Source organism: Curtobacterium sp. MCJR17_055, assembly GCF_003224335.1.
In the GTDB taxonomy this organism is placed as follows: Bacteria; Actinomycetota; Actinomycetes; order Actinomycetales; family Microbacteriaceae; genus Curtobacterium.
On sequence record NZ_QKLF01000001.1, the window covers coordinates 551,557 to 566,096 of the forward strand.

Consider the following 14,540-nt stretch of genomic DNA (forward strand, 5'->3'; position numbering starts at 1 on the left):
TCGGGCTCGGTAGGGTGATCGGGTGCGAATCCTCGTCCTCGGTTCCGGTGCCCGCGAGCACGCGATCATCACGGCCCTCCTGGCAGAACAGGCCGGGCACGTCATCACGGCAGCGCCGGGGAACGCCGGCATCGCCGCCGACGTGGAGACGGTGTCGCTCGACCCCACGAACGGCCCACTCGTGGCGGAGTACGCGCTCGAGAACGACGTCGAGCTCGTCGTCGTCGGACCGGAAGCGCCCCTCATCGCCGGCGTCGCCGACCCGCTCCGCACCCGGGGCATCCCGGTGTTCGGTCCCGGCAAGGCCGCCGCGCAGCTCGAGGGGTCGAAGGCCTTCGCCAAGCGCGTCATGGCCGAGGCCGGCGTCCCGACCGGACGTCCCGTGTCCGCCGGCACGGTGGACGAGGCAGTGGCGGCGCTCGACGAGCTCGGTGCTCCGTACGTGGTCAAGGCGGACGGGCTCGCGGCGGGCAAGGGCGTCCTGGTGACCGAGGACCGCCAGGCGGCGATCGACCACGCGACCTACTGGCTGCAGCACGGACACGTCGTGGTCGAGGAGTTCCTCGACGGGGAAGAGGTCTCGCTGTTCTTCCTCAGCGACGGGCACGACGTCCGACCGCTGTCGCCCGCGCAGGACTACAAGCGACTGTCCGACGGTGACCTCGGACCGAACACCGGCGGCATGGGCGCGTACTCGCCGCTGCCGTGGCTCGACGACCGCTGGGGGTCCGAGCAGGCCTTCGTGGACGAGGTCACCGACCTGGTCGCGCTGCCCACCGTCCGCCAGCTCGAGCACGAGGGCACGCCCTTCGTCGGACTGCTCTACTGCGGGCTGATCGTCACCGAGCAGGGCGTGCGGGTGATCGAGTTCAACGCCCGCTTCGGCGACCCCGAGACCCAGGTGGTGCTCCCCCGCCTCGCGACCCCGCTGAGCGGCCTGCTGCTCGCCGCCGCGTCGGGGCAGCTCGGCTCCACGCCGCGGCCGGAGTTCCGCGACCAGGCGGCCGTCACGGTCGTCCTGGCCAGCGAGGGCTACCCGGAGAGCCCGGTCACCGGCCGGACGATCACGGGTGTCGACGCCGCGAACGCCCGCGACGGCGTCGCCGTGCTGCACGCGGCGACGGGCGCCCTCGACGGCGACTCCGTCGCGACCGGCGGCCGGGTGCTCAGCGTCGTCGCCACCGGGGCCGACTTCGCCGAAGCGCGCGACCGCGCCTACGCCGGCCTGCACGACATCACGCTCCCCGGCGCGCAGTTCCGCACCGACATCGCCGCGAAGGTCGTCCGATGAGCGCCGCCCCGGACGTCCAGGGCTGGCGACACGTCTCCTCCGGCAAGGTCCGCGAACTGTACGTGCCCGCGTCGACGGCCGACGTCGCCGGTGCCACCGAACTGCTCCTCGTCGCGTCCGACCGGGTGAGCGCCTACGACTTCGCGCTCGAGCCGCCGATCCCGGGCAAGGGCGAGCTCCTCACCCGGCTGTCCCGCTTCTGGTTCGACCAGCTGGGTGACGTCCCGAACCACCTGCTCACCCCGAGCGGGACGACGACGCCCGTCCCGGCATCCGTCGAGGCACGCTCCATGCACGTCATGCCGCTGCGGATGTTCCCCGTGGAGTGCGTCGTGCGGGGGTACCTGGTCGGCAGCGGCTGGGCCGAGTACCAGGAGACCGGCAGTGTCTGCGGTGTACAGCTGCCCGCCGGGCTGGCGAACGGTGACCGCCTGCCGGAGCCCATCTACACGCCCGCGTACAAGGCCCCGCAGGGCGAGCACGACGAGAACATCTCGTTCGAGCGCACCGAGGAACTCGTCGGCCCCGCGGACGCCGCGGCGCTGCGTGACCTGTCCCTCGCCGTGTACTCCGAGGCGGCGGCGATCGCCCTGCAGCGCGGTGTGGTCATCGCGGACACGAAGTTCGAGTTCGGCCGCGACGCCGACGGACTGATCCGGATCGCGGACGAGGTCCTGACGAGCGACTCGAGTCGCTACTGGGACGCAGCGGCGTACGAGTCGGGCAACCGGACGGACTCGTTCGACAAGCAGATCGTCCGCGACTGGCTCAGCGCGAACTGGGACCGCACCGGGACCCCGCCCGTGCTGCCGGACGAGGTCGTCGAGCGGACGGCCGCGCGCTACCGCGAGCTGATCGAGCGCCTCGGCGCCTGACCGCGTCCCGGCCGGCGGAAGACCGACCGGGCAGGCGGCCGATCGGGCAGGCAGCCGTTCGGGCAGGCAGCCGGTCGGGCAGGCAGCCGGTCGCGCTGCCATCCGGTCAGGCCGGGTCAGGCGTCGCGGGACACGACCACGACGGTCAGGTCGTCACCCGGGTCGTGTTCGAGCGCCCGGCCCCGGACACCGGCCAGGAACGTCGACAGGTCCGGCGACTTCCGGTGGAGCGCGCCGAGCCGGGAGAGCGACGCCAGGGTCGAGTCCCACAGCTCGAGGGCGCCGTCGCTGACGAGCAGCAGGGTGTCACCCGGTTCCAGGACGAGTTCCCCCGCCGCGCGGTCCATCCCGATCGGGTGCAGGCCGACCGGCAGGTCGAGCGACCGCAGCACGGTCTCGGTGCCGTCGGCGTGCAGGTGCAGGACGAGTCCGTGCCCGGCGTCGACGAACGCCAGCCGACCGGTCGCCGTGTCGAGCCGCCCGTGGAACAGGGTCGCGAAGGCCTCGGCGGCGCTGAGGTCCGGGGCGACCTGCTCCTCGAGCCCGGCGACCGCGGTGGACGGGTCCTCGTGCCGGCGGGCGAGCAGGGCGCCGCGCATGCCGGCCGCGAGCAGTCCGGCGGCCATGCCCTTCCCCATGACGTCCGCGATGGTGAGGTCCACCGTGCCGTCGTCGATGCGCCAGTCGTGGAAGTCGCCCGACACGATGCCGTGCGGGATCGACGTCCCGCCGATGGTCCAGCCGGGCAGGTCGAGGGTGTGCGGCTGCAGCCCGGAGAGCACCGTGCGGAGGCGGTCGTCGTCGAGACCGGTGGCCAGTTCGCGCTCCGCCCAGACGCCGAGTTCCTCGAGCAGGGCGACGTCCTCGGGGGCGAGGGCACGCGGGCTCGGGTCGATGAGGCAGAGCGTCCCGACCTTGGTCGCGTCGGCACCGACGTGCAGCGGGACCCCGGCGTAGAAGCGGACGTTCGGGTCGTTGTTCACCATCGGCAGGTCGGAGAAGCGCAGGTCGTCCCGCGCGTCCGGCACGACGACGGGGCCGTCCTGGTCGAGCGTCCGGCCGCAGAACGTGTCCAGGATGGGCGTCGACCCGGGGAACACCTGGTCGGACTGCTGCGACTTGTGGAAGAGCACGTCGTCGCCGGCGAGGTTGAGGAAGGAGCCGGAGACGCCGAACGCCTCTCGGGCGATCCGGGTGATGCGCTCGAACCGTTCCTCCGGGCCGCCCTGCACGACGTCGAGTGCGGCGAGCAGCGCAGCACGACGAGCCGCGACGGGAGCGGAAGCGGGGATCGTCTGCTCGACGTGCTCGGTGCTCATGCGACCACGCTAACGCGGATACCGGACAAGCCCTCTCGGAGTTCACGGAACGCATGACCCCAGTCGACGGGCCACGCGCACGACTCCCCCGGCACCGCGCACCGCGCACCGCTCACCGCTCGCGCACCGCTCGCGCTCAGTCGGCGTCGGGGACCGCGTCCCACTCGTCGCCGTACCGCGACAGCACCGACCAGCGGTCGACCGGCCAGGTGATCACGAACGCCCGACCGACGATGTCCTCGACCGGCACGTTGCCGTGCACGCGCGAGTCGGCGGAGTTGTACCGGTTGTCACCCATGACCCAGACACGGCCGTCCGGCACCGTGATCGAGAAGTCCTCGCCGGAGACCCGGTTCACGTCCGCCGGCAGGCGCACGTACGGCTCGTCCACCGCGTGCCCGTTGACCGACAGCCGGCCCTGGGCGTCGCAGCACTCGACCCGGTCGCCCGGCAGCCCGATCACGCGCTTGATGAGGTCCTCGCCCTGCCCCGGGGCGAGCCACGCGTTCGGGTCGCGGAACACGACGACGTCACCGCGCTCGAGCGACATGACGTCGGGCACGAGCTCGTTCACGAGGACCCGGTCCCCGACGAGCAGGGTGTCCTCCATCGACTCCGAGGGGATGTAGAACGACCGCACCAGGAACGCCTTCACCAGGAAGGACACGACCAGCGCCGCCACCACGATCACCACGAGGTCGCGCAGGAACCGGGCCGTGGACCGGCCACGGGTCTGCTCGGTCGCGGCCGACGGATCTGTCTCGCTCAATGGGTGACCACGACCTTCACGACGGAGATGACGAGCGCGACGGCGGCGAGCACGAGGCCGCCCCAGAGCCCGAGGAACGACGGCTGCTTGCCGCGGAACCGCTGGAGGAACACCCCGACCAGGCCGATGCGGACGACCAGGATGACGACCGCGGCGGTCTGCGCCCACTCGGCCGGTACCCACCCGATCCACGCGGCCGCATAGAGGACGCCGGGGATGAGTCCTGAGGTCGCGATCGGGTTGGCGTTCCGGGTGATCACCGCGACGGACTCCCGCCGCGCCGTGTCGTCGGCGGTGTCCCCGATCGCGTGTGCCACGAGGTGCGCGAGCACGTGCGCGAGGTACGTCAGCACCGCCGTCGCGAGCACGGTGAGCACGGCGGCTCCGTGGTGGATCTGCTCGGGCGAGACCGCGATCGCGACGGCGAGCACGGTGATGTTGCCGTAGATGTACGACGACATCCGGTCGCGGACGTGCTCGACCGGCAGGTCCTGGGGGCGTGGGCGACCGCGGCGTTCGGAGGGCATCGGTCCATCTTGGCCCGTCCCCGTCGGGTCGGACCGACGAGCGACCGGGTTCGATGCCAGGGTGGACCGGACCGCGCACCGACGCACGGTCGGGACGGAGGCCCGGATGACGAACCGCAGACCACTCGCCCTGGTGACCGGGGTGGGCCGCCGCGCCGGCATCGGTGCCGCCATCGCGACCCGTCTGGCGGCGGACGGCTGGGACCTCGCCCTGAGCTGGTGGGGTCCGTACGACGAGCGGGTGCACGGAGCCGCGGACCCGGAGGGGGTGGACGCGGTCGTGTCGGAGTGCGAGGCCGCGGGGGCTGCCGTGATGCGCCTCCCGGTCGACCTGGCCGACGCCGAGCAGGCGGCCGCGCTCGTCGGCCGGGCCGAGGCGGAGGCGGGCGCTCCGGTGACCGCGGTCGTCATGTCACACTGCGAATCGGTCGACTCGGACTTCGCGACGACCACTGTCGAGTCGTTCGACAAGCACCTGGCCGTGAACGTGCGGGCTCCGTTCCTCATCGTGCAGGCGTACGCGCGCCGGCTCCGCGAGGGGGCCGACGCACCCCTCGACCAGCGGCGCGTGATCGCCCTGACGAGCGACCACGTCGGCTTCAACCTGCCGTACGGGACGAGCAAGGGCGCGCTCGACCGACTCGTCGTCGGTGCCGCGATCGAACTCGGGGACGTTCGGGTCAGCGCGAACACGATCAACCCGGGGCCGAACGACACCGGGTGGATGACCGACGAGATCCGGCAGGCCGCCGTGGACCAGACCCCGCTCGGACGCGCGTCGACGCCTCGGGACACGGCCGCGCTCGTCAGCTTCCTGTGCGGGCCGGACGGCGGGTGGGTGAACGGGCAGCTGCTCAAGACCGACGGAGGCTTCAGCGCGAAGTGACGCGTTTCGTTGACGTGTCACCAATATCGGCGCACACTGAGGACATGCACTCGCAGGACCTCCTCGCCGCGGACACCGGGATGGGCGCCGTCACGCTCCGGGTCGCCGACCTCGACGCGATGACGGCGTACTACCGGGACGGTGTCCGCCTGACGGTGCTCGCGCAGCAGGGCGGCCGCGTGGTGCTCGGCCGTCCGGCTGCCGGGGGCGCACCGGGCGGACGCACCGTGCCGGTCCTGGTCCTCGAGCACGAGCCGGCGCTCCGGAACGCCGGCCCGGGGCAGGCCGGCCTGTTCCACACCGCCGTGCTCTTCGACACCCGGGCCGACCTGGCCGCCGCCCTGTACTCCGTCGCCACCAGCTACCCGCAGTCCTTCACCGGCAGCGCCGACCACCTCGTCAGCAACGCCTTCTACTGCACGGATCCCGAGGGCAACGGCGTCGAGCTCTACTGGGACCGCGACCGGACGCAGTGGTCGTGGACGCACGGCTCGGTCGACATGGACACCGTGTACCTCGACCCGAACGCCTTCCTGCAGGAGCACCTGACGGCCGAGGCGCTCGAGCACGCCGGATCACGACCGGGCCGCGTCGGCCACGTGCACCTGTCGGTCGGGGACGTCGCCACCGCGGAGACGTTCTACGTCGACACGCTCGGCTTCGAGACCACCGCGGCGGTGGGCGGCCAGGCACTGTTCGTCAGCGCCGGCGGGTACCACCACCACATGGCGATGAACACGTGGAACTCGCGCGGGGCCGGACGCCGACAGCTCGCCCTCGGGCTGGGCCTCGTGCGCATCGAGGTGCCGGCCGACGACGACCTCGGCGCGCTCACCGCCCGGATGCGCGACGCCGGCGTGCAGACCGCGGACGACGGTCGGACGGTCGCGTTCGAGGACCCCTGGGCGAACCGCATCGAGGTGACGACCACCGGTCGCGGATGAGCCCCGACCCACCGGCGGCGAGCCCGACCCGCGCTGGCGGCCAGGCGCACCCGGCAGGATGGTGCGATGACTGACGACATCCGGTGGGAGGTGGTCGAGGAGAGCGCGCTGACGCTCACCGACCACGAAGCGATCGCGGCGATGCTGGCGCAGGCCTTCCCGAGCTGGTCGCACTGGTACGTCGGCGGCCGGAGCTGGGCGGGGATGCAGCCCGAGCGCCGTGTGGTCGGTCGCACCGAGGACCGCGTCGTCCTCGCACACGTCGGCATCCGGCGGATGTTCGTCACGGTCGGCGGTGAGGACGTCCTGGTCGGCGACACCGGCCTGGTCGGGGTCGCACCGCGGCTGCAGGGCACGGGCGTCGGTCGCGAGCTGATGGACCGCGTGCACGACGTCCTCGACGGCCTCCGCGTGCCGTACGGGTTCCTCGGCGCGGGTGAGGACCGGATCCCGTTCTACGCACACATGGGCTGGCACGAGTTCCCCGAGGCGGTCGGCACCTTCAGTGCATTCACGGCGGACGGCGCCGGCGTCTCGGAGACCGAGCAGGGCGGGTGGATGGTCCGTCCGGTCACGGCCCGGCTCGAGGACTGGCCGGAGGGACCGATCCTCCTCAACGGCCAGCAGGTCTGACGCCGGGGCACCGGACGCAGCCGGACACACGGGAGGCGCGGTGCGAGTCGGACCCGCACCTGGGCCCCCGCCGGCCGGTACCGGAGCGTCGCGCCAGCGGCGGTCCGGCCGTGACCGGCGGGGAGCCTCCCGGCGGTTCCCGCGTCGACTACGCCTCGACGGCGACCGCCTCCGCGTCCTCGTTGGAGCCCGGGGTGGTCGGCACGACGGCGGCGCGCACGCGGGCACCGAGGTCGGGGTCGACGTTCGTCCAGTAGGCGAAGACGCGCTCGCGCAGGTCGTCACGCGTCACCTTGGAGACGTGTCCGGCGATGTTGCCGACCAGACGCTCGCGGGCGGCGTCGTCGAGCACCTCGCGGTAGAGCGTGCCGGCCTGACCCCAGTCGTCGTCCTCGGGGTGCAGCGTCGCGGCGGAGCGCTGGAGGGCGCCGTCGGACTCCCACCCGGGGACGTCGTCCGTCGCGTTCGGGTCGGCGTGCGCCCCACCGAGCGTGTTCGGGGCGTACACCGGCACCTCGGCCTTCTGGAAGTCGAAGCGCATGGCGCCGTCCTTGGAGTACGAGTGCACCTCGTTCTTCGGGGCGTTCACCGGCAGCTGCGCGTGGTTCGTGCCGACGCGGTAGCGGTGGGCGTCCGCGTAGCTGAAGATGCGTGCGAGGAGCATCTTGTCCGGGCTCGCCGCGATGCCGGGCACGAAGTTCGACGGGGCGAAGGTCGCCTGCTCGATCTGCGCGAAGTAGTTCTCCGGGTTGCGGTTGAGCTCCATCGTGCCGACCTCGATGAGCGGGTAGTCGGCGTGCGGCCACACCTTCGTCAGGTCGAACGGGTTGAAGCGGTAGCTCGCGGCGTCCTCGTACGGCATGACCTGCACCTTGAGGGTCCAGCGCGGGGTGTCACCACGCTCGATGGCCTCGTACAGGTCGCGGATGTGGAAGTCCGCGTCCTCGCCGGCGATGCGGTCGGCGTCCTCCTGCGTCAGGGTCGCGTGGCCCTGCTCGGTGAGGAAGTGGTACTTCACCCAGAAGCGCTCGCCCGCGGCGTTGATCCACTGGTAGGTGTGCGACCCGAAGCCGTCCATGTGGCGCCACGACGACGGCAGACCGCGGTCGCCCATGAGCCACGTGACCTGGTGCGCCGATTCGGGCGACAGGGTCCAGAAGTCCCACTGCATGTCGTGGTTGCGCAGGTGCGAGCCCGGCAGGCGCTTCTGCGAGCGGATGAAGTCGGGGAACTTGATGCCGTCGCGGATGAAGAAGACGGGGGTGTTGTTGCCGACGAGGTCGTAGTTGCCCTCTTCGGTGTAGAACTTCAGCGCGAAGCCGCGGGGGTCGCGCCAGGTGTCGGGCGAGCCCTGCTCACCGGCGACGCTCGAGAAGCGGGCGAGCATCTCGGTGGTCTTCCCCGGCTGCAGGAACGCGGCGCGGGTGTACTGCGACACGTCCTGCGTGACGGTGAAGGTACCGAACGCACCGCCGCCCTTGGCGTGGACGACGCGCTCCGGGACGCGCTCGCGGTTGAACTGCGCGAGCTTCTCGACCAGGTAGTGGTCGTGCAGGGCGAGAGGGCCGTCGGCCCCGACACCCATCGAGTGCTGGTCGCTGGAGACCGGGGCCCCGCTGTTGGTCGTGGTGGTGGGCGTGTTCTGGTCGGACACGGTTCCTCCTAGGTGGAACGGTTGGATCGGTCGGGGTGGCTCGGGTTGGTCTCGGTGGGCGGCGCCGGACAGCGGGCGCGCCTGAGGGGGGCCTGCCGGGAGGCCCGTGCGACGTGGGCGGTCAGCCCACGCCGGGTGCGGCGACGGGAGGCGCGGTCGCGGGGACCAGGGCACCCGTCGGCTCATCGGCCTCGTCCGCCTGCTCCGCCGCAGCGCACTGCTCACAGATGCCCCAGTAGGTGACCTCGGCGGTGGTGACCGCGAAGCCGTGGGTCTCCGACGGGGTCAAGCACGGGGCGTGACCGACGGCGCAGTCGACGTCGCCGATCGCGCCGCACATGGTGCAGACGATGTGGTGGTGGTTGTCGCCGGTCCGGCGCTCGTACCGGGCGGGGCTGCCGGCCGGCTCGATCCGACGGACGAGCCCGGCGCCGGTCAGCGCGTTGAGGACGCCGTAGACCGCCTGGTGGCTCGTCGTCGGCAGTTCAGCGGCGAGCGCGCTGACCAGGTCGTCCGCCGTGGTGTGCGGGGACGCCTCGATCGCCCGGAGTGCCGCGAGCCGAGGAGCGGTGACCCGGAGTCCGGCTCCGCGGAGGAGTTCGGTGTCGTCGACCATGCGGAGCCTTTCTCTTGCAGCGTTCAAGACAACGCTCACAGTACACGGCGGACGCGCTTCCGACGCCAACACCACATGCGCGTTGCGGAATACGATGTGTCACGATCGGGTCGCGATCAGCTGAGCATCGCTCGACGGGGGTGGTCCGGCCGGTAGCGTCCAGCCATGTCCATGCAGCAGGCCGGCGCGACGCCGGCGAACACCGCTCAGGACGCCCGGGGGACCATCGCGCAGCGGGACCTGGTCGTCGACCTCATCCGGACGGCCTGCGTCGTCCTCGTCGTCGTCGTGCACGTGACGATGGTCGGGGTCGGGTCGGGCGCGTCCGGCATCCGGGTCACGAGCCCACTGCAGGAACTGCCCTGGAACGTCGGGGCGACCTGGGTCGGCCAGGTGATGCCGCTGTTCTTCGTGGTCGGCGGGTTCGCGAGCGCCGTCGGATGGCGCAGCACCGTCGCCCGGGCCGGTCACGGCGGCGACCCAGCCCGGGACTTCATCGCGACCCGGCTCGTCCGGCTGTTCCGCCCCGCGGTCCCGCTCTTCGTGGTGCTCGCCGTCGGCCTCGGCATCGCCACCGCGGTCGGGACGCCCGCCGACCTGCTCGGCGAGCTCGCCTTCGGCATCGGGTCCCCGCTGTGGTTCCTGGCGGCGTACGGCATCACACAGTGCTGCGTCCCGGTCATGGCCCGGCTGCACGCGCGTGCGCCGTGGCGGACCCTGCTCGCGCTGCTCCTGCTCGCGGCCGCGATCGACTCGGTCCGCCTGGCGTCCGGCATCGTCGAGGTCGGCTTGCTCAACCTCGGCCCGGTGTGGCTCTTCGCCCAGCAGCTCGGGTTCCTGTGGGTCGACGGCTGGTTCGCCCGACGGTCCCGGCTCCTGCTGCTCGGCATCGCCGGCCTGGCGTACGCCCTGCTCGTGCCCCTGACGTCCGTCGGCCTCTGGGCACCGGACATGCTGCAGGACCTCAACCCGCCGATGCTCCCGCTGGCGTTCCTCGCCGTCGGGCAAGCGTGCCTCGTCCAGCTCGTGCACGCACCCCTGACGCGACTGATGGCAACCCGCCCCGCGCAGGCCGTCGTGTTCCTGCTCGGCCGCGACGGCATGACGATCTACCTCTGGCACCTGCCGCTGTTCATCCTGCTCAACGGGGTCGGCCTGCTCGTGGGGCTGCCGTTCCCCTCGCCGGGTTCGGGCGTCTGGTGGGCCACCCGCCCGGTCGCGGTCGTCGTGCTCCTCGCCGCCACCCTCGGTGTCGCCCGCCTGGTCCGTCGCGCCGATCGGCCCCTCCCCCGCCTGACGCCCGGGTCGGACCGCCCGGCGTGGTCCATGTTGGCGGCCGGCGCCGTGTGCACGATCGGTCCCGCGTTCGCGGTCATGCAGCTCCACCTCTCCTTCCCGCTGGCGCTCGTCGGGGCCGTCGCGATCCCGCTGGGTGTGTGGCTCCTCGCACGGACGGTGCCGGCGGAGGAGGCGGCGACGCCGGTGCCCAGCGCGGGACGCATGTAGGGATCCTCATACGCCGGGGCCGTGTCGGGCCTCCCGGCCGGAGGAGGATGACTCCCGCAGCGCGACCCCGGGAGGCACCCCACGCCGTCACCCTCCGAGTTCTGGAGCACCTGGCACGTCGACCCCCTGGCGACGGCGCTGGTCGTCGTCGCGGCAGCCGTCTACGGCCGCTGGGTCCTCGCCGCCCGCCGCCGCGGCGCGCGCTGGCCGTGGTGGCGGACCGTGGCGTTCGTCGCCGCGCTCGGCCTGTTCGCGACGCTGCAGTCCGGCATCGTGGGACAGGACGACCGCCAGCTCCGGTGGGCGTTCGTCCTGCGGCTCGCGACGCTGTTCTTCGCGGTGCCCGCGTTCGCCGCGGCGGCCGGCCCGCTCACGCTGCTCCGGACGGGAGGCCCGACCCGCCTGTCCGGGGCCGCCGACGCCGTCCTGCGGTCCCGTCCGGCACGGCTGCTCGGCAACGCGATCGTCGCGCCCCTGGTGGCCCTGGCCGTGTTCGGCGTCCTGCTCACCCCGCTGGCGGGCGTGCTGCGGCAGTCGTTCCTCAGCGCCGAAGCGGTGACCGTCCTCGTCCCGGTGCTGGGCTTCCTCCTGTTGGCACCGCTGTCCGAGGTCGGGGTGCTCCACTCCTCCGCCTTCGCGACCGCCGAGTTCCTGCTCGCGTTCGTCGAGCTCGTGCTCGATGCCGTGCCCGCGGTCGTGATGCGGGTGAGCAGCCACGTGCTGGACGGTGCCGGCCGGACCGCCCTGCACGTGCCGTGGGCACCGTCGCCCCTGCAGGACCAGCACCTGGCGGGCGACCTGCTGTGGTTCATCGCCGAGGTCGCGGACGTCCCCGTGCTCATCGCCCTGTTCGTCCGGTGGCAACGCTCGGACCGCCGCGAGGCCAGGGCCGTGGACGACCTGACGGACGAGCAGATGGCGGCGCTGACGCGGGAGCACCTGCGGCGTCGATCCTGACGGGGGCAGTGGGTCCCGCGCTGCCGGGCTCCCGCGGCTCCACGCCCCGCGGCTCCCGCGGCTGCGCACCCACGGCCGCGCGCTCCAGGGCCGCGCCCCTCGGCTCGGCCGCTGCGCGTCCGGCTGTTCCCCGCCGCCGTGGTCCCGCGGCGCCGTGGCCGCGCCGCCGGCACGACGGAGCCCCGGCCCCTCGTGCGAGGGACCGGGGCTCCGGCGGCGCGACGAGCGCGGGCGTCGTGCGGCTAGGCGCCCGCGTGCTTGCCGTGGTGCTCGGTGGTGGCGAGCTCCTCCTCGGCGGTGGTGGGTGCCGGCGACGAGGCGTGCGCGGCGACGTGGTCCCGCTCCCCCGTCGTGGGACGGCCGCCCGCGACCTGGCCGCCGCCGACCTGACCGCTGTCGGCCTGTCCGGCCTCGACCTGTCCACCGTCGGGCTGCGTGGCGACCGCGCCGGTCTGCTTCCACGCGGCCGTCTGCTTCGGCTTCGTCAGGAACAGTGCCGCGACGATCGCCGCGATGAGCACGACGGCCGGCAGGACCAACGACTGGCCCATCGCCCGCGAGAACGGGTCGAGCAGGAAGCCCGGCAGGGACCCCGTCTGCTCGGCGCTGATGCCGGACCCACCGGACCGGCTGGGGAACTCCGCGCGGATGCGGGCCTCCATGAGGGCAGCGATGCCGGCGGAACCGAGCACCGCACCGATCTGACGGGTGGTGTTGTAGACGCCCGAGCCGGCGCCGGCGAGCCGCGGCGGCAGGTTGCGCGTCGCGGACACGGAGAGCGGTCCCCACATGCAGGCGTTCGCGAGCCCGAGGAGCGCGCTCGGCAGGAGCACCCAGCCCCAGTCGGCGTTCGCGGCGATGAGGGCGCCGAACCAGAACAGCCCGCCGGAGAAGCAGGCGAGGCCGAACGAGGCGACCCAGCGCGGGCTCCAGATGTTCAGCCGCTTGCCGACGTAGGGCGCGAGCGCGGCCGAGAGGACGGCCTGCGGGACCAGGAGGAGCGCGGCCTGCGTCGGCGAGAACCGGAGCACGTCCTGCGCCCACAGCATGATCGGCAACGCGAAGGACGCGATGGCGACACCGACCGCGGTGATCGCGATGTTCGCGAGGGTGAAGTTGCGGTCCGTGAACAGGCCGAGCGGGAGGAGCGGCTCCCCCTTCTGCACGCCCTGCCAGACGACGAACGCGGCGAGCACCACGATGCCGGCGATGATGAGCGACCAGACGGAGATCGGACCGGTGATGGTGCCCCAGTCGTAGGTCTCGCCCTCCTGGATGCCGAAGACCAGCAGGAAGAGCCCGACCGCGGACAGCACGACGCCGAGCAGGTCGAAGCGGTGACGGTTCGTGGCGAAGGACGGCACGAACTTCTGCGCGAGGACGAACGCGACGACGCCGACGGGGACGTTCAAGAAGAAGATCCACTCCCAGCCGAAGCCGTCGACGAGCAGGCCGCCGAGGATCGGGCCCACGAGCGAGGCGACACCGGCGACGGCGCCCCACAGGCCCATGGCGGCACCGCGGTTCTGCGGCGGGAAGATGCGGGTGATGACGGCCATCGTCTGCGGGGTCATCATCGCGGCGCCGAGGCCCTGCACGACGCGGGCGAGGATGAGCACCTCGATCGAGCCGGCGAGCCCGCACCAGAGACTGGCGAGCGTGAACACGACGAGGCCGACCTGGTACAGCACCTTGGGGCCGAAGCGGTCACCGAGGCGACCGGTGATGAGGAGCGGGACGGCGTACGCGAGCAGGTACGCACTCGTCACCCAGATGACGGCGTTGATGTCGGCGTCGAGTGCCTGGGAGATGGTCGGCGTCGCGACCGAGACGATCGTCGAGTCGACGAGGATCATGAAGAAGCCGACGACGAGTGCCCAGAGCGCTGGCCACGGCTTCTTGCCGTGCTCCAGGTCGGCGGCGGCGGAGGCGGATGTCATCGAGTGGTGTCCTTGCTGTTCTGGAGGTGTTCGTCGGGGAGGGCCGGGCCCTCCCAGGGGATCTGACCGCTGTCGAGGCGGTCGGCGATGGCACTGAGCCACTCGAGTTGCGCGGTGAGCATGGCACGCGCGTACGACACGTCGAGCCAGTAGCGCTCGGCGAGGCCCTTGGCCTGGAGGCCCGCGGCGGCGTCGTCGTACCCGTCGCGCTGCGTGCGCAGTGCGGCGATGCGCGCCCGGAGCGCGGCGGCCACGTCCTCGACGGGGAGGTTGTCCACGTGGGACACGGCGAGCCCGAACTGCGGGTACTCGTCCGCCGGCTCGGCGACCATGCGGCGGAGGCCCGCCTCGAGCGCCGTGCGTCCGGCGTCCGTGATCGCGTAGGTGGTCCGCTCGGGCCGGTTGCCCGCGCGGTCGGTGCCGACGACCTCGGCGTACCCGAGGTCCGCCAGTCGGCCGACCTGGTGGTACAGCGTGCCCGGTCGGACCTTGACGTTCCGGTCCTCGCGACGCTGCAGCATCGTCTGGAACATCTCGTAGGGGTGCATCGGCGCCTCGGCCAGCAGGCCGAGCGCCGCGAACGCCAGTGGCGTCAGGTCGGGCACGGGTCCTCCGGGTGTTCG

The 14,540-nt window shown here is 72.5% G+C and carries 14 protein-coding genes; 7 read left to right on the top strand and 7 right to left on the bottom strand.

Annotated features, from left to right (window positions below):
- Positions 1-22: 22 nt before the first annotated feature.
- Entirely contained in the window at positions 23-1,291 is a 1,269-nt protein-coding gene (gene purD / locus DEJ16_RS02580; protein WP_110823506.1) for a phosphoribosylamine--glycine ligase, read from the top strand.
- Entirely contained in the window at positions 1,288-2,166 is an 879-nt protein-coding gene (locus DEJ16_RS02585) for a phosphoribosylaminoimidazolesuccinocarboxamide synthase (protein ID WP_110823505.1), read from the top strand. The genes purD and DEJ16_RS02585 overlap by 4 nt, the downstream gene beginning before the upstream one ends.
- A gap of 116 nt (positions 2,167-2,282) precedes the next feature.
- On the opposite strand, the gene DEJ16_RS02590 is transcribed toward DEJ16_RS02585, so the two are convergent.
- From DEJ16_RS02590 to DEJ16_RS02600, 3 genes are all read right to left on the bottom strand, one after another.
- Positions 2,283-3,485 carry a GAF domain-containing SpoIIE family protein phosphatase gene (locus DEJ16_RS02590; RefSeq protein WP_110823504.1) on the bottom strand — a complete coding sequence of 401 codons (1,203 nt, stop codon included), beginning with the start codon at positions 3,483-3,485 and terminating at the stop codon, positions 2,283-2,285.
- 136 nt (positions 3,486-3,621) lie between these two features.
- Entirely contained in the window at positions 3,622-4,254 is a 633-nt protein-coding gene (gene lepB / locus DEJ16_RS02595; protein WP_110823503.1) for a signal peptidase I, read from the bottom strand.
- Positions 4,251-4,781, bottom strand: coding sequence for a hypothetical protein (locus DEJ16_RS02600; RefSeq protein ID WP_110823502.1), 531 nt, complete (start codon positions 4,779-4,781; stop codon positions 4,251-4,253). The genes lepB and DEJ16_RS02600 overlap by 4 nt, the downstream gene beginning before the upstream one ends.
- 106 nt (positions 4,782-4,887) lie before the next feature.
- Here DEJ16_RS02600 and DEJ16_RS02605 point away from each other — a divergent pair, with 106 nt between their 5' ends.
- From DEJ16_RS02605 to DEJ16_RS02615, 3 genes are all read left to right on the top strand, one after another.
- Positions 4,888-5,667, top strand: coding sequence for an SDR family oxidoreductase (locus tag DEJ16_RS02605; protein ID WP_110823960.1), 780 nt, complete (start codon positions 4,888-4,890; stop codon positions 5,665-5,667).
- A gap of 44 nt (positions 5,668-5,711) precedes the next feature.
- On the top strand, positions 5,712-6,611 hold the full coding sequence (locus tag DEJ16_RS02610; protein WP_110823501.1) for a VOC family protein: 900 nt from the start codon (positions 5,712-5,714) through the stop codon (positions 6,609-6,611).
- Positions 6,612-6,677: 66 nt separating this feature from the next.
- The gene (locus DEJ16_RS02615) at positions 6,678-7,244 is read left to right on the top strand and encodes a GNAT family N-acetyltransferase (RefSeq protein WP_110823500.1); all 567 of its coding nucleotides are present in this window, start codon (positions 6,678-6,680) and stop codon (positions 7,242-7,244) included.
- Between the two features lie 148 nt (positions 7,245-7,392).
- On the opposite strand, the gene DEJ16_RS02620 is transcribed toward DEJ16_RS02615, so the two are convergent.
- Both DEJ16_RS02620 and DEJ16_RS02625 read right to left on the bottom strand, forming a co-directional pair.
- Positions 7,393-8,898, bottom strand: a complete 1,506-nt coding sequence (locus tag DEJ16_RS02620; RefSeq protein WP_110823499.1) for a catalase — start codon at positions 8,896-8,898, stop codon at positions 7,393-7,395.
- 121 nt (positions 8,899-9,019) lie between these two features.
- Positions 9,020-9,514, bottom strand: coding sequence for a Fur family transcriptional regulator (locus DEJ16_RS02625; RefSeq protein ID WP_110823498.1), 495 nt, complete (start codon positions 9,512-9,514; stop codon positions 9,020-9,022).
- Positions 9,515-9,679: 165 nt separating this feature from the next.
- Between DEJ16_RS02625 and DEJ16_RS02630 the strand changes: the two genes are divergently transcribed.
- Positions 9,680-11,020, top strand: a complete 1,341-nt coding sequence (locus DEJ16_RS02630; protein ID WP_110823497.1) for an acyltransferase — start codon at positions 9,680-9,682, stop codon at positions 11,018-11,020.
- Positions 11,021-11,158: 138 nt separating this feature from the next.
- Entirely contained in the window at positions 11,159-11,977 is an 819-nt protein-coding gene (locus DEJ16_RS02635) for a cytochrome c oxidase assembly protein (protein WP_110823496.1), read from the top strand.
- Positions 11,978-12,219: 242 nt separating this feature from the next.
- Here the strand turns inward: DEJ16_RS02635 and DEJ16_RS02640 are convergent, their stop codons facing one another.
- Both DEJ16_RS02640 and DEJ16_RS02645 read right to left on the bottom strand, forming a co-directional pair.
- Positions 12,220-13,917 carry a DHA2 family efflux MFS transporter permease subunit gene (locus DEJ16_RS02640; protein WP_375232103.1) on the bottom strand — a complete coding sequence of 566 codons (1,698 nt, stop codon included), beginning with the start codon at positions 13,915-13,917 and terminating at the stop codon, positions 12,220-12,222.
- The gene (locus tag DEJ16_RS02645) at positions 13,914-14,522 is read right to left on the bottom strand and encodes a PadR family transcriptional regulator (RefSeq protein WP_258365774.1); all 609 of its coding nucleotides are present in this window, start codon (positions 14,520-14,522) and stop codon (positions 13,914-13,916) included. The genes DEJ16_RS02640 and DEJ16_RS02645 overlap by 4 nt, the downstream gene beginning before the upstream one ends.
- Positions 14,523-14,540: the final 18 nt, after the last annotated feature.